This window comes from Methylomagnum ishizawai (genome assembly GCF_900155475.1).
Lineage (GTDB): Bacteria > Pseudomonadota > Gammaproteobacteria > Methylococcales > Methylococcaceae > Methylomagnum > Methylomagnum ishizawai_A.
Window position 1 is genome coordinate 1 of the sequence record NZ_FXAM01000001.1, and the last position, 19,930, is coordinate 19,930.

A 19,930-nucleotide genomic window follows, 5' to 3' on the forward strand; every position below is an offset into this window, starting at 1 on the left:
CGAGCAACGCCTGGGGCGCTCGGCTTCGCGGGCCACGCGGCGGACCTCGCGGCCCGCTATGCCGCCAACCAAGCGCGGGCGATGCCAGCCATCTGGGCGAGGAATCGCGCTACGCCCTGCGGATCGGCCACGATCCCGGCGCGGCGCTGCGGCTGGCCCAGGCCAATTGGTCGGTCCAGCGTGAACCCGCGATGCGCGGGCGGTGTTGGAAGCGGCCCAGGCCGCCCGGCAACCGGAAGCGGCCCGGCCGTGTTGGATTTCCTGGCCCGCAGCGGACTCCAGGATGCCCGGCTCGCGCCCCTGGTCGCCGCCCTGGCGGGAGGTGCCCGATGATCCGGCTTATGGTTTGGGTATTCGCGCTCTGGCTGGTTGCCGCCGCCGCCCTGGCCCATAAGGCCAGTGACAGCTATTTGAGCTTGGAGACCACGGCGGCGGGCATTACGGGACGCTGGATATCGCTTTGCGCGACCTGGACGAGGCGGTGGGCTTGGATGGCGACGACGATGGCACGATCACCTGGGCGAGCTACGCCGCCGGGCGGCGGCGATCCAGTCCTACGCCCTGGCCGGCTCAAGCTGGAATCCGGGAACCGGCCTTGCCCGTTGGAACCGGGGAAAATACGGGTGGACCACCACAGCGACGGGGACTTATGCCGTGCTGGGCTTCGCCGCCCATTGCGCCGCCGGACCGGAGCGGCTGACGGTGGAATACCGGCTGTTGTTCGATCTGGACCCGCAGCACCGGGGCTTGCTGCGGCTGACGGCGGACGGAACCACGCAGACGGCGGTGTTCGCGCCCATGGCGCGCGGCAGGTGTTCGAACCCGCATCCACACCGTGGCGGGGCTTCGTCCAGTATGTGCGGAAGGGGTTTGGCATATCTGGACCGGCTACGACCACATCTTGTTTTTGTTGAGCCTGTTGCTGCCCGCCGTGCTGGTGCGCGAGGCGGGGGCGTGGCGACCCGCGCCCAGGTTCCGCGACGCGCTATGGGACGCGGTGCGGATCGTGACGGCCTTCACCCTGGCCCATTCCCTGACCTTGAGCCTCGCGGCGCTGGGGTATCTGGCCTTGCCCTCGCGTTGGGTGGAAGCGGCCATCGCCGCTTCGGTGGTCGCCGCCGCCTTGAACAATATCTTCCCGCTGCTGCATGGGCGGCGGACGCGGTTGGCGTTCTTGTTCGGCTGGGTGCATGGGCTGGGGTTCGCCAGCGTGTTGCTGGACCTGGCCTGCCCCGGCTGTGCGCTTGGTGGTTTGGCGGGGTTCAACCTGGGGGTGGAAGCAGGACAACTGGTCTTGGTGGCCGGATTCCTGCCCCTGGCCTATGGCCTGAGCCGTTCGCCCTGGTATCCACCCGCCGTCCTGCGCTGGGGTTCCGCCGCCATCGCGCTGTTGGCCGGTGTATGGCTGGTGGAGCGCGGCTTCGACCTCAAGCTTCTATCCTTCCCAAGTTAGGGCATTTTCGGTTTGGGCTTATGCTCAGCTTGGCGCGGGCGCGGGCCGGAACTGGTTGTCCAACCCGACCAAGGCCAGAAAGGTGCAGTCGGTCTCGGCATGGACTTCCTCGTGCAAGGTGCCGGGGTCGGCGCGGCAATAATCGCCGGGGCCGAGCCGGTACCCGGACAGGGTGATACTGCCGGACAACATCAAAAGCTCCTCGGTTTGGGCGTGCCAATGGCGGGGGTAGACGCTGCCCGCCGCCATGCTCACCAGATTGCTGGCGTAATTGCGGGCCGGATCGAAATGCAGGGTTTTCACCCGGATGCCGGGCAGGCCGGTCTCTTGCCAATCCATGCGCCCGGCGAAAACCACGGCGATGCCGGGACTCAGGGCCACCTGGGCGGGCGGGCTGCTTCGGCGCGGATGGCCGCCAACAGCCGTTTTTCAGGCGTGGCGGGGCGGCGACTCGGGCGCGAGCCCGCCCAGCGCGGCGGCGGCTTCGGCCAACCGGACCAGTTCGTCGCGGGCGGCGGCGTCGTCTTGCAAGCGGGATTCGAAGCGCGAGCGCTCCTCCCCGTCCAATAAACCCAGCGCATGCAGCGCGGCCAGACCGGCCCAATCGTCGGTGGTATCGCTCATAACAGCCCGTCCTCCCGCCCGCCAAGCAGTTCGCGCAGCCGGCCCAGCCCTTGGCGGATATGGGTTTTGACCGTGCCCAGCGGCAAGCGGCTATATTCGGCGATCTCGCTATGGCTCAAGCCCTGGAAGAAGGCCAGCGCCAGTAATTGGCGTTGGACCGGCGGCAATTGTTCCAGGCAGTTCCGCACCAGGGCTTGGCGCTGGTCGGCGGCGGCTTGTTCCTCGGGTGGGAACTGGTGGGGATCGGGCAGCGATTCCGAAGGCTCGTCGTCCAGGAGCGCGGTGTTGGACTTGTGCGAACGCAAGCGGTCGATGGGCCCGGCTGCGGGCGAGCAGGATGAGCCAGGCCCAGGGCGAACCCCGCGATGCGCGATAGCTGCCGGCCTCGCGCCAGATTTGCAGATAGGTGTCCAGGGTGGTTTCCTCCGCGAGGGCTTCGTCTTTCAGGATATGCTGGATCAAGCCGTGGACCTTGCCACTGGTGGCGTCGTAGAACGCGGCGAACGCGGCCTCATCGCCCTGGGCGATGGCCGCCAGCCAGCTTTGGAGTTCGGCGTCAGGGCGCGGTTCCGGCAAGTGCGTTCTCCTTGGATAAGCTTACGGACGCGGTGGCCGGTTGGATGTGGGAATCCAGCGGGCCGCCGTGGTCGGCCTAGTGTAAGCCAAGGAGGTGGGCCGGAATGCGACGCCGCGACGCTATCCCGGCGCTTCACGGCCCGCCGGTTTCGATCCGCACTTCCGCCGGCCATTCCCCGACCGTCACCGCGTCCGCCCGTGAAGGCCGGGCTGGGCCGGCCATTGATCCACACCGCCCGCACGGGCCGGTCCAGCGGCGGCCGGATGACGAACTTGCCGGGCGGCACGGTCATATCGCCGCCGAGCTGAGGCGCAATGTCCCATCGCCGCCGCGCTTGAGGGTGTAGTCGAGGACGCCGAATCCGGTCGGCAAGCGCCGCACGCCCACGCCGCTTTCACTTTCCAGCCAGTCCTTGGGGATGCCCGCCGCCAGCACCAGGCGTGGTCGCTGTCGCGTTCGTAGGCGTAAAAGCTCCGCACGGCCTTCACGAATTCCGCGCCGATCCAAGCATGGGGCATGTCGCCGATGAACTTGGCGCTTGAGGGTCGCGCCAGACCACTTCGGCCCACTGATTCCATGCCTTCGGACGCTGGCCGGCCAAAAGGAAATCCAGCACGGCCAAAGCCTGCTCGCGACGGCCCAGCCGCACCAGCGCCTCGACCGTCCGCACTTCGTAGGGGGTATAGGCGTCCCAGTCCAATTGACCGGCCCGGCGCTTCTGGAAATAGGCCCAATATTCGTCGAAGGTCTGGCGCAAGGCGTCTTGCGGCAGGTTCGGTACTTCGCTGCCCAGGTTCACGATCATGGCCGTGGCGTTGGAATCGAAATCCCCGAGTTCCACCGAACCCGGCAGGTAGCCGATATTGCGCCGTTCCATCGTGAGTTTCAGCGCCGCGTAGACGTCGGCCCGGAAAGCATCGCGCAAGGCGGCGAACCGGGCGGCTTCCGGGGCGTCCAAGCGCCGCGCCAGTTCGGTGGCGTCGGCCAGTCCGCGCAAGCCCCAGAAATCATCCCAGAACGAATGCACCGGACGGGCCGAATAACCCTCGTGGCTGATGGATTCCGGCAGCAGGCCGTAAAAGGCTTGCCGGTCGGGCGTCCGATAGTCCGGGACCAGGCGCTGGGCGCGCAAGGCTTCGATATAAGCCACGGTTTTGACCAGCGAGGGCCACAGGTCGCGCACCAAACCCAAGTCGTGGGTGTAGCGCTGGTATTCGTAGACCGCGTGGATGAATTCGCCGGGGCTGTCGTTCTCCGGCGTGGGGTCCGCGCCACGGCTGTCCACGCAACAGGGAATCTTGCCGTCCGGGTACTGGAATCCGGCATACCATGCCAGGAAACGCCGCACGGTGTCCGGGTAGCCCATGCCCAGCAGGGCCGAGGCCATCACGGTGGAATCCCGGACCCAACTGCGGGCATAGGCGCGGCTGCCGGGGAATAGCGCCGGGCCGTCGCGGTTGATGAGGATATAGGCCAGGTTGCTACGCACGGCGTCGAGCAGGCCGCGGGCTGCGGGCGGGCCGAGCAATTCGGCGCGGGAGAGCTTGGCCTGCCAATGGTCCAGGCTGGCTTGCAGGGCGGCGTGGGCGAAATCCCCGCCCCGGCCCGACCGCGCCTGGGCCGTGTCGGCGAAGGTGGCCGGGTCCAGGTCCGGTACGGCGAGATAAACGTCCCGCGCCGCGCCGGGCGCTAGGTCGAGATCGTATGCGAGGACGGCGGAAGCTTGGCCCTGGGGATCGTGGGCTTGGGTTCCACGCGGCGGCTTGTTCCGGGCCAGGGCGCGGATCAGCGGACCCGCCCCCTGGGCCATGGCTCCGAAACGGTCGGGCGGCGTCAGCGCCACCACGGTCCGCCCATCGACCCGGATCAACGGCCCTTCCCGCCGGATCGCGTGGATCGGAGCCACGCCGCCGACCATGTTCAGCGATTGCCAGGGCGGATTGACCTGGAAGGGTCGGAGCGCCAACCAAAGCTTTGCCCGTTGCCGCTCCTGGCCGGTGTTTTCGACCCGGTAGCGGGCGTAGAGCGCGGCTTCCGCGCCGTCTGTCGCGTAGGCGGTAATATCCAGGACGAGATTCCGCCCCCGCCAAGCCACCGAGGGCACCGGCAGATAGCCCAGCGCCAAGGAGGGGCTGGGCGCGGCCTCGTTCCAGGTCGTCAAAGTCCCTTGGGCATATAAAAACGGCTCGATGGAAAACGCCGCCCGGTCCACTTCCAAAGTCCCTTCCTTGTTCAGCAAACCTTCCCGATCGCCCGCGGCGGCACCGACCACGGTGAAATAGCTTTGCTCGCCCAGGAAATATCTGGGGTAGTGGCCGCGTGGAGCCCACCGGGCGGCGGCTTCGGCGGCAGTGTTGGACGGGGTGGCTCCGGTGGCGGTATTGATCGCAAGCGCCGCCAAAACCAGGAAACAACGGAGGGAGGATGCAGGCATGGTGATCGTTGGGGAAGCCGCGGGTCAGGCAAGGATAGGAAAGATGGGCCGGATTTGGCCAGGGCGTGGCGGGCAAACCGCCTGGGGCTACGGGCATGAAAAAGCCGGTTCCAAAGGGGGGCTGGAACCGGCCTAAACCCACCGTAGGTGCAGACGACGGTGGGATTAGGATAATCCTGTATAGCGCCGGGTCCGGTCAAACCCACTCTGTATCGGCTTGTATCGTCGATACAAAGCACAGTAATAAGGGGCTTTACCAAGCCGGGCGGCGGCGGGATTCGCCAATCCACCCTAGGGCTGGCTTTCCGCCGGGGTTTGGAGGCCCGGTGCCAATTCCGAGAAATAACGCTCGGGCTGGCTGGCGATTTCGCGGGCGGCCAGGAATTCGGCGTAATAATTGCGCGAAGCGAAGCCGAACAAGGGGCTGTCGTATTCTTCCACCATGCGCATGAAATCATGGCCGTAGCGGCCACGGGCGCGTTTCATGCCGTTGATGCCGTGGTTGTAGGAGGTGATCGCCATCGGCCAGTTGCCGATGTTGGCATAGGCGTATTTCAGGTACCGCGCCGCGCCCTGGGTGGAGGCGATGGGGTCGAGCCGGGGGTCGGCGGCACCGTTCACGGGCATGAATTTCTCCGCCGCGCCCTTGGTGAATTGCCAGATGCCGACCGCCCCCGCCGAGGACCGCGCCGCCGCCTGGAACGAGGACTCCACATGAGGCAGGTAGGCCAATTCCTCGGGCAGGCCGTTGTCGCGGAAAATCTTGCGGAACCGCGCCTCGTAGCGGGCGCCGATTTCCAGGCCGCGCCGGAAGCGCTCGCGCATCCCGCGCTGGGAGCGGATGCGCTTGGCGGCGTTGTGGGCCATGGCGCGGAGGTCGCGGCGCTGGCCGCCGGTCAGCAGGATGGCGGTGGCACGGTCTTCCGCGTCCAGGGCTGTGCCGGTATCCAGTTTGGTTTCCAGGGCGTACAGGCGGTCCTGCCAATAGCTGCGGCGGTTGGCGACCCAGGCTTTCTGGTCGGCGGTAAGGCTTTCCCCGACGGCGGGAAATTCCAGGACTTCGTAAATGGTGTCGAGATAACGGTCGTCGTGGATGACCACCACCGCACGGCCCCAGGTCGCATAGACATTGCGCCAGAACGCCACCTGGGCTTCCAGCGCGGCGGGCCTGGGAAAGACGCCGGAATGGCGGGTGTGGTCGGGCAGGGCGCGGTAGGGATTGGGGGGGTGGAGGATACCGACCGGGCTGGGTTTGGGCGCGGGGGTTTGATGGCCGCAAGCGGCCAGCAATAGCAGCAGCGTCGGCAAGAAGCCGTGGCGTAGATAGGCGGAAAGCATGGGGGTTCCCGGTATATCCCCATCCCGGAAGGCGTGGGTGGGGCTGATGGTTCTCGCGCCCGGAGGCGGTCTCGGTCGCACCCGGTGCCCCGCGTGGAAACGCCGATCAGCCGGTTGCTCGCCGGGACAATTCTAGTGCTTGCCCGGCGGCCGGTAAATTACGGACGGGGCTTGTCGCGCCCTTTTGCTGGAGCCGCCACGGCCATGGGAAACTCACGCCGCCCGGTTGTTGTCCCAATCGTCCTGAAGCGCCCCTTTCCCCCATCCCCGAGGCCCGATCCCTATGCTGATCCAACGCCCCTCCGACATCCGTTCTTCGGAAATCACCCCCCCGGAATTGTTCCATGACCGCAGGCGTTTCCTGCAAATGACCCTGGGCGCCACGGCGCTGGCGGCGCTGCCCCCGGTCTTCGCGGCGGGCCTTCCCCTGGCGGGGATCAGGAAGAGCCAGTACACCGTGGACGACAAACCCACGCCCTACGAATCCGTCACCACCTATAACAATTTCTACGAATTCGGCACGGCCAAGGAAGACCCGGCCCAATACGCCGGTGGCCTGAAAACCCGGCCCTGGACCATCGCGGTGGAGGGCGAGGTCCACAAGGCCCAGGCTTTCGATATCGAGGATATCCTGAAAATGGCACCCTTGGAGGAACGCATCTACCGGCTGCGCTGCGTGGAGGCGTGGTCGATGGTCGTGCCCTGGGTGGGGTTTCCCTTGGCGGAATTGCTCAAGCGGGTGGAGCCGACCGGCAATGCCAAATTCGTGGAATTCACCACGCTGCAAGACGCCGCCCAAATGCCGGGGCAGCGCACCCGCGTGTTGGATTGGCCGTATCGGGAAGGCTTGCGGATGGACGAGGCCATGCATCCCTTGACCTTGCTGACGGTGGGGCTCTACGGCGAAGTCCTGCCTAACCAGAACGGCGCCCCGGTGCGGATCGTAGTGCCGTGGAAATATGGCTTCAAGAGCGCCAAATCCATCGTCAGGATCAGGCTGGTCGAGCAGCAGCCCCAGACCACCTGGAACGACGCCGCGCCGGGCGAATATGGGTTCTATGCCAACGTCAACCCGGCGGTGGACCATCCGCGCTGGAGCCAGGCCAAGGAGCGCCGCATCGGCGAGTTCTTGAAGCGCCCCAGCTTGCCATTCAATGGCTATGCCGAACAGGTCGCCCCGCTTTATGGCGGGATGGACCTGAAGAAATATTTCTAGCGGCACGCGGCTTCCCATGCTCCGTTTGGGAAGCCGCCAGGGATTCCCCTGCGTTCCGTCCGGGCGGCGGGCTAGAATAGCCGCCTTTTCCCTCCGTATCCCACGCCCATGAAAACACCCCGCATCGGATTCGTCAGCCTCGGTTGCCCCAAAGCCCTGGTCGATAGCGAACGCATCCTCACCCAGCTCCGCGCCGAAGGCTACGAACTCTCCCCCACCTATCAAGATGCCGACCTGGTGGTGGTCAATACCTGCGGCTTCATCGACGCCGCCGTCGAGGAATCCTTGGATGCCATCGGCGAAGCCCTGGCCGAGAACGGCAAGGTCATCGTCACCGGCTGCCTGGGCGAACGCGCCGACGAAATCCGCGCCCGCCATCCACAAGTCCTCGGCATCACGGGTGCCCACGCCTACGAGGCCGTGGTCGGGACCGTGCATGAGCATTTGCCGCCCTTGCACGATCCTTTCGTCGATCTGGTGCCGCCCGAGGGCATCAAACTCACCCCGCGCCATTACGCCTATCTCAAGATTTCGGAGGGCTGTAACCACCGTTGCTCGTTCTGCATCATCCCGTCGCTGCGCGGCGATCTGCTCAGCCGCCCCATCGGCGAAGTGATGGGCGAGGCCGAGCGCCTGGTCGCCGCCGGGGTGAAGGAATTGCTGGTAGTGTCGCAGGACACCAGCGCCTATGGCGTCGATCTGAAATACCGCACCGACTTCTGGGGCGGCAAGCCGCTCAAGACCCGCTTCCGCGATCTGGCCCAGGCTTTGGGCGGATTGGGTGTGTGGGTACGGCTGCATTATGTCTACCCTTACCCGCATGTGGACGAAGTGATTCCGCTGATGGCCGAGGGGAAAATCCTGCCCTATCTGGATATTCCGTTCCAGCACGCCAACCCGCGTCTCCTCAAGCTGATGAAGCGCCCGGCGGCGGCGGAAGATGTGCTGATGCGGATCGAACGCTGGCGCGGCCTGTGCCCGGACCTAACTTTGCGCAGCACCTTCATCGTCGGCTTTCCCGGCGAGACCGAGGAGGAATTCGAGGAATTACTGGATTTCCTGGAGGAAGCCCAACTCGACCGGGTGGGCTGCTTCGCCTATTCGCCGGTGGAGGGGGCCGCCGCCAACGCCTTGCCCGACCCGGTGCCGGAAGCCGTCAAACAAGACCGGCTGGCCCGCTTCATGGAAGTGCAGGAACGCATCAGCGCCGAACGCCTACAGGCACGGGTCGGAGGCCGGGAAATGGTGCTGATCGACGAAGTGGTGGAAGAAGGCGCGGTCGCCCGCAGCCGGGCCGACGCCCCGGAAATCGATGGGCAGGTGTTCATCGATGGCGCGACCCAGCTCAAGGTCGGTGAGTTCGTCGAGGTGGTGATCGAGGAAGCCGACGAACACGATATGTGGGCGCATCTCGACGGCTAGGACAGGACGGCGGACGGCCCGGAGGACCGTCCGCGCGGCGGGGCTCAGTGATGATGACCACCGCCACCATGGACATGGCCATGGTCGAGTTCTTCGGCGGTGGCATCGCGGATGTCGGTGATTTCCACATCGAAGGTCAGGGCGATGCCGGCCATGGGGTGGTTGCCGTCCAGGATGACCTCGTCTTCGTCCACGCCCAGGACGGTCAGGAGTTGCAGCCCTTCCGGGGATTGGGCTTGGAACTGCATCCCCGGCAAGATTTCATCGACGCCCTGGAAGGCGCTCTTCGGCACCGATTGCACCAGGTCGTCGTCGCGGAGGCCATAGGCGTCCTCGGGCGCGATGGTGATCTTGAAGCTATCGCCGACCACGCGGTCGGTCAGGGCGTTTTCCAGGCCTGGAATGATGTTCCCCGCGCCATGCAGATAGGCCAAGGGGCCGTGGTCGCGGGAGGAATCGAGGACTTCGCCCTCGTCGTTGGTCAGGGTGTAGTGGATATGCACTACCTTTTGGGTCGCGATCCGCATGGGAAATTCCTTGATTTGAAAGTTAAAATTTCATCATAACGGGTTTTCCCTCGGCTAAACAGCGCTTCCCGGTGACGGGAAGCGGTTTTCAGGCCAGGAAATGGGTATCGGACCGGGATTCGCGCCGGGGCGGGGCCGGAGCGGGTTCGGTATAGACCCGATAGAGGAAATAACCCATCAGCACGGTGAGCAACCCGCATTTCAGGCGCAATAAGAGGCCCAAATACGCGATCCAATGCGGATGGGTGTGCAGGAAATGGTTGATCGGCTCGAACCCGTTTTCGATCATGGCGCTATCCTCCCAAGATGAAGCGGTCTGTCCAGGTTTGGCGCCTCCCCTGGGCCGGGATTCTCCGGGGGGTGGCCGCCTTGGCTCCAAAGATGCGTTGAGCGGGTCGGCGGGCTAGGGTAATATGCCGCCTTCCTGCCGTTCCCACCAGCGCGTTACTCCTCTGGCAATCATCGACTTCGTCAAAAAGCTGTTCAGCCCCCCGCCACCGCCGCGACCCGAGCCGGAACCCGAGCCCGTGGCGCCGACCTGGCCCAGGGTCTATCCGCGTCCCGAGCATATCATTTCGCGCAGCCATATCAGCGACAATGCGCTCAAGGTCTTGGGCCGCTTGCGCCAGTCCGGCTATCAGGCCTATCTGGTGGGCGGTTGCGTGCGCGACTTGCTGCTGGGGCGCGAACCCAAGGATTTCGACGTGGTGACCGACGCCCGGCCCGAGGAAGTGCGCGAGGTGTTCCGCAATTGCCGCTTGGTGGGGCGTAGGTTCCGGCTGGCCCATGTCTATTTCGGCGACGAGATCGTCGAGGTGGCGACCTTCCGCAGCATGAGCGGCGAGGATTCCCAAGGCGCCCATGTCCGTGCCAATGGCCGCATCCTCCGCGACAACGCCTACGGCAACATCGAGGACGACGCCTTCCGCCGCGATTTCACCGTCAACGCGCTGTATTACAACATCGAGGATTTCTCGGTGGTCGATTATGTCGGCGGCATGGACGACCACAAGGCCGCCATCCTGCGCTTGATCGGCGACGACCCCGAACAGCGCTACCGCGAAGACCCGGTGCGGATGCTGAGGGCGGTGCGGTTCGCGGTCAAGCTGGGCTTCAGCATCCATCCCGATTGCGCCGAACCCATGCCCCGGCTGGCCCGGCTGCTCGGCGAAATCCCGCCCGCCCGGCTCTACGACGAAATGCTCAAGCTGTTCCTGGGCGGCTACGCCGTGCAGACCTTCGAGCAATTGCGCCAGCACGGGCTATTCGCCGCCCTGTTCCCCGACACCGAGCGTTGCCTGGGGCGGGAGCCGGAAGGCTTCCCCTTGACCTTCCTGGCGAAATCCCTGGAGAACACCGACCAGCGCATCGGCGCGGGCAAGCCGGTCACGCCCTATTTCCTGTTCGCGGCCCTGCTGTGGGAGCCGACGCGGGCGCGGGCCGAATCCCTGATCGCGGGCGGCCAGAACCCGCTGCTGGCCTATCAGGACGCTGCCGGCGAAGTCATCGCCCGCCAAGTCCAGCGCATCGCCATCCCGCGCACCCTCACCCTGCCCATCCGCGAACTGTGGTCCTTGCAACCGCGGCTGGAAAACACCACGGGCCGCGCCTTCCGCATGCTCGGCCATCCGCGCTTCCGCGCCGCCTACGATTTCCTGGTGTTGCGGGCCGCGACCGGCGAGGCCGATCCCGATCTCGCCGATTGGTGGACCCGCTTCCAAACCGCCTCCGAAGCCGAGCAAAAAGCCATGACCCGCACCGGCCGCCGTCAGGCTTCGGCCCGTTCCAAACCCCGCAAGCGACGGAACCGCGCCAAATCGCGTAAACAGGATGCCTCAACCCCAACCCCTTGAACCCGTCCTCGCCTATATCGGCTTCGGCGGCAACCTGGGCGATCCCGTCGAACGCCTGAAGGCGGCGCGGCGCGAGGTCGCGGCCATTCCCGGCGTGCGCGAGACGGCGTTTTCCAGCCTGTACCACAGCGCCCCGATGGGTCCGCAGGATCAACCCGAATACGTGAACGCCGCGATGGCGATCCGCACGACCCTGGCCCCCTTGGAGTTGCTGCGCGAATTGCAGGCCGTGGAGGCCCGGTTCGGGCGGGTGCGCGGCGTCGGCGAGCGCTGGGGGCCGCGGACCCTGGATTTGGACCTGTTACTCTATGGTCAGCAAGCCTTGGAGTGCGACCGCCTCGCCGTGCCCCATCCGGGCTTGGCCGAACGCGAATTCGTCCTCTATCCCTTGCTGGAAATCGCCCCCGGCTTGGAAGTTCCGGGTTTGGGTCCGCTGGCCGAATTGGCGCGGCATTGTCCTTTGCGGGGTTTGACCCGGATCGAGGAGGAACACCATGGATAAACCGTTGACTATCCCCGCCCTGCTCGCCATGAAGGCGCGGGGGGAAAAAATTGCCACCCTCACCGCCTACGACGCCGCGTTCGCCGCCGTGATGGACGCGGCGGGGGTGGATTTGATCCTGGTCGGCGATTCCCTGGGGATGGTGGTGCAGGGCCATTCCGGCACCTTGCCCGTGACCCTGGACCAGATGGTGTACCACGCGGCCTGCGCGGCGCGGGGCGTGCGGCGGGCGGTGTTGGCGGCGGATTTGCCGTTCATGTCTTATGCCAGCATCGGGCAGGCGCTGGACAGCGCGGCCCGGCTGGTGCGCGAGGCGGGCGTGCAGATGGTGAAGCTGGAAGGCGGGCGCAAGCGCCTGGAAGTCGTCCGCGCCCTGGCCGGGGAGGATATTCCGGTCTGCGCCCATCTCGGGCTGTTGCCGCAGTCGGTGCATAAGCTGGGCGGCTATCTGGTGCAGGGCCGCGACGAGCGTGCGGCCCAGACCCTGCTCGAAGACGCCATCCTGCTGCAAGAAGCCGGTGCCAATCTGTTGGTGCTGGAATGCATCCCGGCGGCGCTGGCCGGGGAAATCACCGCCGCGCTATCGATTCCCACCATCGGCATCGGGGCCGGTCCCGCTTGCGATGGCCAAATCCTGGTCTGCTACGACATGCTCGGCATTACGCCTGGCCACCGCCCCAAATTCTCCAAGGATTTCCTTGCGGGCGCGGATGGCGTCGCCGGGGCGGTGCGGTGCTATGTGGCCGAGGTGCGGGAAGGCCGGTTTCCCGGCCCGGAGCATAGTTTCTAGTGCCTGTTATGTAACCCGCTTGCTAACCAGCCAATCTAAGCGATAAATCCGAGGGCGCAGGCGATGACGAAACAGCCGACCTTCAATTCGAAGCCCTGCGCAGTAATGGAATGGATGTTCTTGGGCAACAGACACCCGACCAGGCTGCCCGTGGTTTCGACGAACTTGCGTGTCCTGGCCATCAAGTAGGTCAGAGCGGGCTCCAAGGCTCGCGGGCAAGCAGGTCGCTGGTCACAGCTATTTGCACATCAGCGCCCTGGCCACAGCCGAAACCGATAGCCAGGCGCGGGTGTCCCGCGCCGCCGACATTGCCGGCATTCAAGAAACCCAAGACTTCAATGTGGTGAAGTTCGGCCCGGACGCTTCCCGGTTGACCTTGCTCGATTATCCCGGCTTTTTCGAGCAGGGGTTTCCCATCCTGCGCCGTTACTGGACCGTCGATCTCGCTACCCGCTCCGCCCACTTCCGCACCTACGAAAGCTCGCTGAACCCGCCCATCCTGCACCGCAAGGAACTATTGCTCGCGCCGGACGACCCGCACTGGGCGGAATTCGCCGCGCTCACCGCCGCCGCCGAGCAAATCGGCCTGTTCGAGGACACCACGCGCATCGGTTTCCAACGGGCCTGGGACGCGCTACTCGCGCAAAAGGGCTACCAGGTGGTTGGCCAATCCCTGGTCCCCGTCGGTAACGACGAGACTGGTGACGATGGCGGCCCCGGTGAACCACAAGGCTCCGGGGTCGCCCGGCACCTGACCGCGCTCAGGCGGTACGGCTACTCCGCGCCGGTCCAGACCCTGGCCCGCTTCGGCTTCCTGGACGGCTCCAAAACCCTGTTCGATTACGGCTGCGGGCGCGGCGACGACCTGCGCGGCCTGCTCGAAAACGGCATCGAGGCGGCGGGCTGGGACCCCTATTACGCGCCGGACCGGGACAAGCGCCCGGCCCATATCGTCAACCTGGGCTTCGTCATCAACGTGATCGAGGACCGCGGGGAGCGCCGGGAAGCCGTGCTGGGTGCCTATGCCCTGGCGCGGGAACTCCTGGTGGTCTCGGCCATGCTGGCGAACCCGGAAGCGGTGCGGGGCACGCCCTATGGCGATGGCGTCCTGACCTCGCGCAACACCTTCCAGAAATACCACACCCAGCCCGAACTCCGTGCCTATCTGGCCGAGGTGCTGGACGAGGAGCCGGTGGCGGTGGGGCCGGGCATCTTCTACGTCTTCAAGGACAAGGACGCCGAGCAGCGCTTCCTGAGCGGCAGGCAGGAAAACCGCCGCAACGTGCTGCGCCTCGCCCATCTGTCGCGCCCGGAACGGCAGGCCAAGCCCGCCCGTCGCGACCAGGCCGAGGAGAAATACCAGCGGCATCGGGAATTGCTCGAATCCTTATCGCGCCGGAACTGGACCAACACGCCGCCCATGAGTTGAACCGGCGCGGCAAGCCGGTCTGTCCGAGGCTGGGCGCGGCGGTGGACTTTATCGTGGAGGATGAGGATATGGCGGAGGTGGCCCGCTGGATCATGGCGAACCTGCCGTTCGACCGGCTGTATTTCTATGGGAAGGAGCGGCCCATCCATGTGAGCTATTCGGCGGAGCCTGTGGGGGAGGCTTATGAGATGAGGAAGGTGGGTGGGCGGCGGGTGCCTCGGCGGTTCGGGTAGCGCCGTAAGGACTGCGGTTCAACTGCGGTCCCGGTATCCGGTCGGGTCAGCCCCCTTGAACATGCCCCGAGCCTCGCCGATGGAGCGCAAGGGGACCAATTCGATGACGCCACCTTTGATAAGCAAGGTGAAGCGTTGCCCGGCCCGCAAGCCCAATTCATCGCAAGTGGCCGCGGGGATGGGGATGAGTAATTCGGATTCAGTGCCAAGGATCGCGGTTTGCATTTGGATTCCTGTGGTTTAAGGGGTAAGGCCGTGGAATAGCCAATACCCCGGTGTTTTTCGCCGCAAGGGGCGCGGTTCGACATTCGACGGAATAGGCTGCGTTATTCCGCGTGGGCTAGGCAGACCGGGGCGACGATATCTCCCAAGGTTTTGCTTTTGCCCGCAATATCGGGATGGGGGCGGCGGCGCGGCAGGCTGGGCGCGGAACCCGCTTCGTCCAAGGTCAAGGCGATGATTTCCACGCGATGGTTTATGAACGACTCGGGAAGTTCGATCACTACCCGGCGGCTGGTTGCTTCTAGGATTTGCCGTTGGACTTGCATTAGTTACTCCGTTTTTGGGATAAGGTTGCTGGTCCGATGCCGAGGTTCTTAATAAGGCGCTAGGCAGGGGGCGGAGTTGGTTTAGGCGGTGTTTAGAGTGTCGAGTGGGGTGTAATCCATGGCAGGCTTCCGGCTGCTGAAATTATCGGATTAGTGTTTCTTAGAAGCTCCACTTGGAGCGATGCCACCGCAAATTTTCCTGCTTCGGCCAAAGCATCTTATCAGATGGGCCAACAATACCGCGACCGGATAAGGTTCCAAGCAAACCCGCCGCGTTCGGATACTGACCTAGCTGCTCTGACAATAACACCGTAAATGATTTTGACACACCCATTAATCCCTCATCGAAAGCCCAATGGCAAAGCTTGCATAGAGCCATGCCGTTGCCAATATCATCGTTGCGGCTTTCTCTCCAAGGCACGATATGGGCGGCATCCACGGCGCTCCTGCCTTCTGGCGTAATAATCCTGACTCCGCATAATGCGCAACGGTGTTCATAGCTTTTCACGACGATGCGCCGGAATCCCTGGTTTCTTGCCGCATCCCTGTATTTGTCGAACAAGAAAATATCGGAAATCTTTTTTCCATGGGCTTTTTCTTCCAGTAGCGTGCTGTATTGGAATGCTTGTTCATGGAAAACATAAACCTCGGCCAAGGCTTGGCGGGCGCTCGCTGAAAAGCAAGATTGAAATAGGCATTGCGCCAACGCCTCCCGCGATTGTGGATACTGCATAAAGGCAAAAAGCGCATCGTCCAGCCTTGCCCCTAAAACATATTCTCGTAGCTTTTTTACTGTCGATATATCTGGCAATGCGTCTTTTCCAGGCTTAATGACAAGCTCCCAAAACGGCTCGTTCTTCAGGCGAAAAAACGGAAACGCGATGCTGCTTTTGTGTCCGCCGGGCAAAATGCGGTTCCAATAATCCGTGAAAAGCTCGTCCAGTTCGTCCAAGTCGCCCTGAATATCGATAAAGCGTGTGGTAATGGCCTCCCGCCTCACCAAGTCCATGATGGCGAGCAATAAGAAAGGCTTATGCGGTGCCCGGTGATGGGTGGCTTCTCCCCATATATTGCCGGGCGCACGGGTCAAGCTGGAAAATTGGGTGCAGTATTCTTGGAGGCTTTTCATCGGTTTGTCCAGTAGTCGGCTTTCTCTGGGATAATCCACCGCACTCCACCGCGAGGGTCTTGACAATCTCTCAAATAGCGGGGTATCAAATGTATATGCAGATGAGGCACGGTTTGGCCCGCCGCTGCTCCGTCATTGATGCCTATATTAAACCCATCGGGTTTGAATTCATCTTGCAGCTTTGCCCGTGCCATTTTCAATAACCCAAGCAAACTAGTCATTTCATCGTCGGTCGCCTCGAAGAATGACCCGATATGCCTCCTTGGCAAAATCAGCGTATGGCCGGGAGAAATAGGAAAGCCATCCCGGATGGCGAGCGCCAACGGATCGCTATCGATAATCCGTATGGGCGATAAGCTGCAAAACGGGCATTCGGTCATTGTCTGGGTATCCATATCGAATTTTGGCATTGCAAAATCCGGCGGTTTTCGCAAAGAAAAAGGCTTGCAGGAAAACCCATGCAAGCCTTCGTGGCTATCGCCCCCGCCCCGCCCTACTCCACCGTCACCGACTTCGCCAAATTACGCGGCTGATCGACATCGGTGCCCTTGATCAAGGCGACGTGATAGGCCAGCATCTGCAAGGGCACGGTATAGACGATGGGCGCGACCACCTCGTCGGTTGCGGCCACCCTGAGCAGTTTCACCCCCGGCACGTTCTCCATCGGCGCATCGACATCGGCGAACACATACAGCTGTCCGCCGCGGGCGTGGACTTCCTGGAGATTGGACTTGAGCTTTTCCAGCAGCTCGTTGTTGGGCGCGACCGCCACCACCGGCATTTGATCGTCGATCAAGGCCAGCGGGCCGTGCTTCAACTCGCCGGACGGATAGGCCTCGGCGTGGATGTAGGAAATTTCCTTGAGCTTCAGCGCCCCTTCCATCGCCACCGGATATTGCGCCCCCCGACCCAGGTACAGCGCGTGCTGCTTGTCGCCGAATTGCTCGGCCCAGGCTTGAATTTCGTCCTCCAGGCGCAGGACGTGGCGGATTTGCTCGGGCAGGGATTCCAGTTCCTTGACGATCTTGGCCTCCTGCCCGGCACTGAGGGCGTTGCGCTTGCCCAGGGCCACCACCAGCAACAGCAAGGCGGTCAACTGGGTGGTGAACGCCTTGGTCGAGGCCACGCCGACTTCGAGACCGGCGCGGGTCATCAGGGTGGATTCGGATTCGCGGACGATGGAGCTTTCCGGCACGTTGCAAATCGCCAGGGTGTGGACATAGCCCAGGTGCTTGGCTTCCTTGAGCGCGGCCAGGGTGTCGGCGGTTTCGCCCGATTGCGAGATGCTGACAAACAAGGTGCCGGGCGGCACCACGTGCTTGCGGTAACGGAACTCGCTGGCGACTTCCACGCTGCACGGCAGCCCGGCGATGGCCTCCATCCAATACCGCGCCACCATCCCGGCGTGGTAGCTGGTGCCGCAAGCCACGATCTGCACCGAGCGGATGTGGTCGAACGCCTTCTCGGCCAGGGGACCGAAGGCGGCGTCCAGCACATGCCCGGCGCGGATGCGGCCATCCAGGGTTTTCTCGATAGCGACCGGCTGCTCGTGGATTTCCTTCTGCATGTAATGGCGGTATTCGCCGCGTTCCACGGCATCGACCACCAGTTTGGTCTCGTGGACCGGGCGTTGCGCGGGCTGCTGGTCGCGGTCGTAGACCTGGACGGTCTCGGTGGTCAGTTCGACGTTATCGCCGTCTTCCAGGAAGATGAAGCGCTGGGTTTCCCCGACCAGGGCGAAGATATCGGAAGCGACGAAATTCTCGCTTTCGCCCAAACCCACCACCAAGGGACTGCCATGGCGGGCGGCAACCAAGCGGCCCGGCGTCCGGCTGCTGATGACGGCGATGGCATAGGCGCCTTCCAGGATGGCGCAAGTCCTCAGCACCGCCTTGCGCAAATCCAACCCGGCTTCCAGGAATTCGTGGACCTGATGCACGATCACCTCGGTATCGGTCTCGGACTCGAATTCATAGCCCTTGAGCATGAGTTTGCGGCGCAATGCGTCGTGGTTCTCGATGATGCCGTTATGCACCACGGCCACGGTGTCCCGGCAGACATGGGGATGGGCGTTGCGCTCGGACGGCACGCCATGGGTGGCCCAGCGGGTATGGGCGATGCCGATCTTGCCCTCGGCGTAGTGGGTTTCCAGGGCGGTTTCCAAAGCCTTGATCTTGCCCTGCTTGCGGACCCGTTGCAGTTGCTCCGAGTCGTCCAGGACGGCGATACCCGCCGAGTCGTAGCCGCGGTATTCCAAGCGGCGCAGTCCTTCCAACAACACGGGGGTAACGATGCGGTGCGCGACCGCGCCTACGATGCCACACATGGTTCAACTCCTTGCTTTGGTGGGCCGTTGCCAGCCCGCGATAGTGACCTGCTTGGCGCGGGTCAGGGTCAGTTGCCCTTGGGGGGCTTCCTTGGTGATGACCGAACCGGCCCCGATGGTGGCGTCCTTGCCGATACGCACCGGAGCCACCAGCGAGGAATCCGAGCCGACGAAAACGCCATCCTCGATGATGGTCCGATGCTTGTTGACCCCGTCGTAATTGCAGGTGATGGTGCCCGCGCCGATGTTGACGCCCGCGCCCATGTCGGTGTCGCCGATATAGCTCAGGTGGTTGGCCTTGGAACCCTGGGCGATGGTGGATTTCTTGATCTCGACGAAATTGCCGATGTGGACTTCCTCGGCCAGGCGGGTTTCCGGGCGCAATCGGGCGTAGGGTCCGATGCGGCTGGCGCGGCCCACCACGGCGTCTTCCAGCACGCAATTGGCGAAAATTTCCACGTCGTCGCCGATCTCGCAATCGCGGATCAAGGTGTTGGGGCCGATCTTCACCCGGTCGCCGAGCTTGACCCGGCCTTCCAGGATCACATTGACATCGATTTCCACATCTCGGCCCAGCGCGACGATCTCGCCGCGCAGGTCGAAACGGGCCGGATCGCGCAGCGTGGCCCCGGCCAGCAGCAGGGCTTCCGCTTGTTCGGCCTGGAACACCCGTTCCAGATGGGCCAATTGCTGGCGGTTGTTGACGCCCAGGACTTCGTCCATCGAGGCGGGTTGGGCGGTCGCCACGGTACAACCTTCGGCCACGGCCAGGGCGATGACATCGGTCAGGTAATATTCGCCCTGGGCGTTGTCGGTGCCGAGCCGTCCCAGCCAGGATTTGAGCCGCCGACCGTTGAGCGCGAGGATGCCGGTATTGCCTTCGGTGATGGCGCGTTCTTGGGGGTTGGCGTCTTTTTCTTCGACGATACGCAGCACCCGGCCCGTCTCGTCGCGGACGATGCGGCCATAGCCGTGGGGGTCGTCGAGTTCCACCGTGAGCAGGCCCAGGCTGTCGGGGCCGACCAGGGGCAGGAGTTTTTCGACCGTGGTTTTTTTGAGCAGCGGCACATCGCCGTAGAGGATCAGCACGGTGGCGTCGTCGCCGATGCCGTCGGCCACTTGCATCACGGCATGGCCGGTGCCGAGTTGCTGTTTTTGTTCGGCCCAAACGGCGTCGAGCCGGGCCAGGGTTCGCGGCACCTGTTCGCCGCCATGGCCGTAGATGATACTGATTTGGTCGGGGGACAAGGACGCCGCCAGGGCGTGGACATGTTCGAGCAGGGATTTCGACCCGACTTTGTGCAGGACTTTGGGGAGGGCGGAACGCATACGGGTTCCCTGGCCTGCGGCCAAGATGATGATTTCCAAGGGCATTGGGTGGGTTCCTGTGGAACGGGAGCTACGGGGGTGGGAAGCGCGACCATTCCGCCGCGCCGGGACATTCTAGCCGTGGGTTGGGAGCGTAGGCTATCGGTGGAGTTACGCGGCGGAACCGCTGGGCGGTAGCCGTAGCCCACCACTTTTGGACG

General features: G+C 64.0%; 24 protein-coding genes and 1 pseudogene. 9 read left to right on the forward strand and 16 right to left on the reverse strand.

Translation table 11 applies throughout. The features are described from left to right. On the forward strand, window positions 1-333 hold a 333-nt coding region (locus B9N93_RS25890; RefSeq protein WP_217807238.1), incomplete at its 5' end, for a hypothetical protein. Between the two features lie 568 nt (window positions 334-901). Then, window positions 902-1,453 carry a HupE/UreJ family protein gene (locus tag B9N93_RS25895; RefSeq protein ID WP_254899305.1) on the forward strand — a complete coding sequence of 184 codons (552 nt, stop codon included), beginning with the start codon at window positions 902-904 and terminating at the stop codon, window positions 1,451-1,453. Window positions 1,454-1,477: 24 nt separating this feature from the next. Here B9N93_RS25895 and B9N93_RS00010 read toward each other — a convergent pair whose 3' ends face one another. The 7 genes and pseudogenes from B9N93_RS00010 to B9N93_RS00035 form a co-directional block, all read right to left on the reverse strand. Next, window positions 1,478-1,834, reverse strand: coding sequence for a cupin domain-containing protein (locus B9N93_RS00010; protein WP_085209703.1), 357 nt, complete (start codon window positions 1,832-1,834; stop codon window positions 1,478-1,480). 48 nt (window positions 1,835-1,882) lie between these two features. Beyond that, complete coding sequence (locus tag B9N93_RS00015) at window positions 1,883-2,077, reverse strand: hypothetical protein (protein WP_085209705.1); 195 nt, start codon at window positions 2,075-2,077, stop codon at window positions 1,883-1,885. Then, window positions 2,074-2,382: a sigma-70 family RNA polymerase sigma factor gene (locus B9N93_RS00020; RefSeq protein WP_176225063.1), complete on the reverse strand. Its 309-nt coding sequence runs from the start codon at window positions 2,380-2,382 to the stop codon at window positions 2,074-2,076. Before B9N93_RS00020 ends, B9N93_RS00015 begins: the two co-directional genes overlap by 4 nt. A 16-nt stretch (window positions 2,383-2,398) precedes the next feature. Continuing rightward, a pseudogene (locus B9N93_RS26770) lies at window positions 2,399-2,653 on the reverse strand (sigma factor); the annotation flags it as partial. A gap of 289 nt (window positions 2,654-2,942) precedes the next feature. Next, the gene (locus tag B9N93_RS25225) at window positions 2,943-3,089 is read right to left on the reverse strand and encodes a hypothetical protein (RefSeq protein ID WP_176225064.1); all 147 of its coding nucleotides are present in this window, start codon (window positions 3,087-3,089) and stop codon (window positions 2,943-2,945) included. A gap of 49 nt (window positions 3,090-3,138) precedes the next feature. After that, window positions 3,139-5,088, reverse strand: coding sequence for a hypothetical protein (locus B9N93_RS00030; RefSeq protein WP_085209711.1), 1,950 nt, complete (start codon window positions 5,086-5,088; stop codon window positions 3,139-3,141). A 291-nt stretch (window positions 5,089-5,379) separates the two neighbouring features. Continuing rightward, on the reverse strand, window positions 5,380-6,426 hold the full coding sequence (locus tag B9N93_RS00035) for a lytic transglycosylase domain-containing protein (RefSeq protein WP_085209713.1): 1,047 nt from the start codon (window positions 6,424-6,426) through the stop codon (window positions 5,380-5,382). Between the two features lie 283 nt (window positions 6,427-6,709). Here B9N93_RS00035 and msrP point away from each other — a divergent pair, with 283 nt between their 5' ends. Both msrP and rimO read left to right on the forward strand, forming a co-directional pair. After that, window positions 6,710-7,642 carry a protein-methionine-sulfoxide reductase catalytic subunit MsrP gene (msrP, locus tag B9N93_RS00040; RefSeq protein WP_125468768.1) on the forward strand — a complete coding sequence of 311 codons (933 nt, stop codon included), beginning with the start codon at window positions 6,710-6,712 and terminating at the stop codon, window positions 7,640-7,642. A gap of 108 nt (window positions 7,643-7,750) precedes the next feature. Next, window positions 7,751-9,064 (forward strand): 30S ribosomal protein S12 methylthiotransferase RimO, encoded by a 1,314-nt coding sequence (gene rimO, locus B9N93_RS00045; protein ID WP_085209716.1) that lies wholly within the window; start codon window positions 7,751-7,753, stop codon window positions 9,062-9,064. 44 nt (window positions 9,065-9,108) lie between these two features. On the opposite strand, the gene B9N93_RS00050 is transcribed toward rimO, so the two are convergent. Continuing rightward, entirely contained in the window at window positions 9,109-9,591 is a 483-nt protein-coding gene (locus B9N93_RS00050; RefSeq protein WP_085209718.1) for an FKBP-type peptidyl-prolyl cis-trans isomerase, read from the reverse strand. 88 nt (window positions 9,592-9,679) lie between these two features. Next, complete coding sequence (locus tag B9N93_RS00055) at window positions 9,680-9,880, reverse strand: hypothetical protein (protein WP_085209720.1); 201 nt, start codon at window positions 9,878-9,880, stop codon at window positions 9,680-9,682. A gap of 124 nt (window positions 9,881-10,004) precedes the next feature. Here B9N93_RS00055 and pcnB point away from each other — a divergent pair, with 124 nt between their 5' ends. Genes pcnB through panB form a run of 3 tightly spaced genes read left to right on the forward strand, consistent with a single transcriptional unit; the run spans window position 10,005 to window position 12,736 of the window. Then, window positions 10,005-11,444 (forward strand): polynucleotide adenylyltransferase PcnB, encoded by a 1,440-nt coding sequence (gene pcnB, locus B9N93_RS00060; RefSeq protein WP_085209722.1) that lies wholly within the window; start codon window positions 10,005-10,007, stop codon window positions 11,442-11,444. Beyond that, window positions 11,422-11,946 carry a 2-amino-4-hydroxy-6-hydroxymethyldihydropteridine diphosphokinase gene (folK, locus tag B9N93_RS00065; protein WP_085209724.1) on the forward strand — a complete coding sequence of 175 codons (525 nt, stop codon included), beginning with the start codon at window positions 11,422-11,424 and terminating at the stop codon, window positions 11,944-11,946. The genes pcnB and folK overlap by 23 nt, the downstream gene beginning before the upstream one ends. After that, window positions 11,939-12,736, forward strand: a complete 798-nt coding sequence (panB, locus tag B9N93_RS00070; RefSeq protein ID WP_085209726.1) for a 3-methyl-2-oxobutanoate hydroxymethyltransferase — start codon at window positions 11,939-11,941, stop codon at window positions 12,734-12,736. The genes folK and panB overlap by 8 nt, the downstream gene beginning before the upstream one ends. Before the next feature lie 35 nt (window positions 12,737-12,771). Here panB and B9N93_RS25230 read toward each other — a convergent pair whose 3' ends face one another. Further along, window positions 12,772-12,918 (reverse strand): hypothetical protein, encoded by a 147-nt coding sequence (locus B9N93_RS25230; RefSeq protein ID WP_176225065.1) that lies wholly within the window; start codon window positions 12,916-12,918, stop codon window positions 12,772-12,774. A gap of 59 nt (window positions 12,919-12,977) precedes the next feature. On the opposite strand from B9N93_RS25230, the gene B9N93_RS00075 reads away from it, so the two are divergent. Next, a complete protein-coding gene (locus B9N93_RS00075) occupies window positions 12,978-14,165 on the forward strand; it encodes a DNA phosphorothioation-associated putative methyltransferase (protein WP_176225066.1) in 1,188 nt (395 codons plus the stop codon). Then, complete coding sequence (locus B9N93_RS00080; RefSeq protein ID WP_176225067.1) at window positions 14,162-14,398, forward strand: hypothetical protein; 237 nt, start codon at window positions 14,162-14,164, stop codon at window positions 14,396-14,398. Before B9N93_RS00075 ends, B9N93_RS00080 begins: the two co-directional genes overlap by 4 nt. A gap of 18 nt (window positions 14,399-14,416) precedes the next feature. Here B9N93_RS00080 and B9N93_RS00085 read toward each other — a convergent pair whose 3' ends face one another. The 6 genes from B9N93_RS00085 to glmU form a co-directional block, all read right to left on the reverse strand. Next, window positions 14,417-14,623, reverse strand: a complete 207-nt coding sequence (locus B9N93_RS00085) for an AbrB/MazE/SpoVT family DNA-binding domain-containing protein (protein WP_085209731.1) — start codon at window positions 14,621-14,623, stop codon at window positions 14,417-14,419. A 101-nt stretch (window positions 14,624-14,724) separates the two neighbouring features. Next, entirely contained in the window at window positions 14,725-14,946 is a 222-nt protein-coding gene (locus B9N93_RS00090; protein ID WP_085209733.1) for a hypothetical protein, read from the reverse strand. A 160-nt stretch (window positions 14,947-15,106) separates the two neighbouring features. Further along, a complete protein-coding gene (locus tag B9N93_RS00095; protein WP_085209735.1) occupies window positions 15,107-16,075 on the reverse strand; it encodes an HNH endonuclease in 969 nt (322 codons plus the stop codon). Next, window positions 16,072-16,485 carry an HIT family protein gene (locus B9N93_RS00100; RefSeq protein WP_254899307.1) on the reverse strand — a complete coding sequence of 138 codons (414 nt, stop codon included), beginning with the start codon at window positions 16,483-16,485 and terminating at the stop codon, window positions 16,072-16,074. The genes B9N93_RS00095 and B9N93_RS00100 overlap by 4 nt, the downstream gene beginning before the upstream one ends. An 83-nt stretch (window positions 16,486-16,568) precedes the next feature. Next, complete coding sequence (glmS, locus tag B9N93_RS00105; protein ID WP_085209738.1) at window positions 16,569-18,401, reverse strand: glutamine--fructose-6-phosphate transaminase (isomerizing); 1,833 nt, start codon at window positions 18,399-18,401, stop codon at window positions 16,569-16,571. 3 nt (window positions 18,402-18,404) lie between these two features. Beyond that, window positions 18,405-19,775 carry a bifunctional UDP-N-acetylglucosamine diphosphorylase/glucosamine-1-phosphate N-acetyltransferase GlmU gene (gene glmU / locus B9N93_RS00110; protein WP_085209740.1) on the reverse strand — a complete coding sequence of 457 codons (1,371 nt, stop codon included), beginning with the start codon at window positions 19,773-19,775 and terminating at the stop codon, window positions 18,405-18,407. Window positions 19,776-19,930 lie beyond the last annotated feature (155 nt).

What these genes read in the sequence shown, in the direction of transcription:
- B9N93_RS00015 (WP_085209705.1), bottom strand. Translation starts at nt 2,077, where the DNA reads ATGAGCGATACCACCGACGATTGGGCCGGTCTGGCCGCGCTGCATGCG.
- B9N93_RS00030 (WP_085209711.1), bottom strand. Translation starts at nt 5,088, where the DNA reads ATGCCTGCATCCTCCCTCCGTTGTTTCCTGGTTTTGGCGGCGCTTGCG.
- B9N93_RS00035 (WP_085209713.1), bottom strand. Translation starts at nt 6,426, where the DNA reads ATGCTTTCCGCCTATCTACGCCACGGCTTCTTGCCGACGCTGCTGCTA.
- msrP (WP_125468768.1), top strand. Translation starts at nt 6,710, where the DNA reads ATGCTGATCCAACGCCCCTCCGACATCCGTTCTTCGGAAATCACCCCC.
- rimO (WP_085209716.1), top strand. Translation starts at nt 7,751, where the DNA reads ATGAAAACACCCCGCATCGGATTCGTCAGCCTCGGTTGCCCCAAAGCC.
- B9N93_RS00050 (WP_085209718.1), bottom strand. Translation starts at nt 9,591, where the DNA reads ATGCGGATCGCGACCCAAAAGGTAGTGCATATCCACTACACCCTGACC.
- B9N93_RS00055 (WP_085209720.1), bottom strand. Translation starts at nt 9,880, where the DNA reads ATGATCGAAAACGGGTTCGAGCCGATCAACCATTTCCTGCACACCCAT.
- pcnB (WP_085209722.1), top strand. Translation starts at nt 10,005, where the DNA reads ATGCCGCCTTCCTGCCGTTCCCACCAGCGCGTTACTCCTCTGGCAATC.
- folK (WP_085209724.1), top strand. Translation starts at nt 11,422, where the DNA reads ATGCCTCAACCCCAACCCCTTGAACCCGTCCTCGCCTATATCGGCTTC.
- panB (WP_085209726.1), top strand. Translation starts at nt 11,939, where the DNA reads ATGGATAAACCGTTGACTATCCCCGCCCTGCTCGCCATGAAGGCGCGG.
- B9N93_RS25230 (WP_176225065.1), bottom strand. Translation starts at nt 12,918, where the DNA reads ATGGCCAGGACACGCAAGTTCGTCGAAACCACGGGCAGCCTGGTCGGG.
- B9N93_RS00085 (WP_085209731.1), bottom strand. Translation starts at nt 14,623, where the DNA reads ATGCAAACCGCGATCCTTGGCACTGAATCCGAATTACTCATCCCCATC.
- B9N93_RS00090 (WP_085209733.1), bottom strand. Translation starts at nt 14,946, where the DNA reads ATGCAAGTCCAACGGCAAATCCTAGAAGCAACCAGCCGCCGGGTAGTG.
- B9N93_RS00095 (WP_085209735.1), bottom strand. Translation starts at nt 16,075, where the DNA reads ATGAAAAGCCTCCAAGAATACTGCACCCAATTTTCCAGCTTGACCCGT.
- B9N93_RS00100 (WP_254899307.1), bottom strand. Translation starts at nt 16,485, where the DNA reads ATGCCAAAATTCGATATGGATACCCAGACAATGACCGAATGCCCGTTT.
- glmS (WP_085209738.1), bottom strand. Translation starts at nt 18,401, where the DNA reads ATGTGTGGCATCGTAGGCGCGGTCGCGCACCGCATCGTTACCCCCGTG.
- glmU (WP_085209740.1), bottom strand. Translation starts at nt 19,775, where the DNA reads ATGCCCTTGGAAATCATCATCTTGGCCGCAGGCCAGGGAACCCGTATG.